The following is a 757-nucleotide window of genomic DNA, read 5'->3' on the forward strand; positions in this document are numbered from 1 at the left end:
TCGGTAAAGCCTTTCAATGCAGCAAACCCCGCCGCTTCCTCAAACTGAACCCTCCACCGCGTGCGTCGTGGCCGAACATCGTCGAGCACTTCGACGTTGATGCGGTGCTTACTCCCGCTGCGAACGGTTACCGGTTCGATCTTCGTGGTGGGAAACTTCAGAATTTGAGCCATCAAATCCTCCTTCATTGTGCGAAGCGGTTCGATGGTCTTGCCAGGGCTAGTGAACCGTATGCCGAGACCCGCGCCCCGAGCAAAGGCGCGAGTGCAGGTCAGCGGCAGCCTGTTGACCAAGCCATTCAGCTCTTGAGGCTTGCGCCACAAGCGGTTCTTGCCGCGCAACGCGCAGCGACCCTGACGCAGCGAATGTCCTGCCCGCAGCGTTTCAAGGCATCGGGCAGAGAGTGAGAGTCGGGCCGGGACGGGTTTGAGCCGGTCCGGTCCCAGAGAGAGCGCCGCCGGCTCGCTCCTTCTCGCTCTGCGAGGCTCCCCCCATGAACCACCTTTTCCCGACTGCGGCCGATGAGGCCGCCCGGTTCTCGCCTGTGCGCGCTCCCGAAAGCGTCAGCGTCATCATCGCTGCGGCTGAGCAGCTTCTCCCACATCTTGAGCATGGTCGACGCATCGACGCCGCAATTCTGCGTGCCGCAATGGAATTGGCCTTCGGCGCATCCGATGCCACGGGCGCGTGGGATCGGAAGACGGCCTATGACGCTTGCGAGGTCGCCACGCTCCTATTCCTGCGCAAATACGGGAAG

General features: G+C 62.4%; 1 protein-coding gene. It reads left to right on the top strand.

The annotated features are described in order from the left end of the window. Positions 1-493 precede the first annotated feature (493 nt). The coding region (locus tag ACNOHI_RS24780; RefSeq protein ID WP_420477393.1) for a hypothetical protein at positions 494-757 on the top strand (264 nt) is incomplete at its 3' end.

This window comes from Noviherbaspirillum sp. ST9 (genome assembly GCF_048799745.1).
Lineage (GTDB): Bacteria > Pseudomonadota > Gammaproteobacteria > Burkholderiales > Burkholderiaceae_D > Noviherbaspirillum.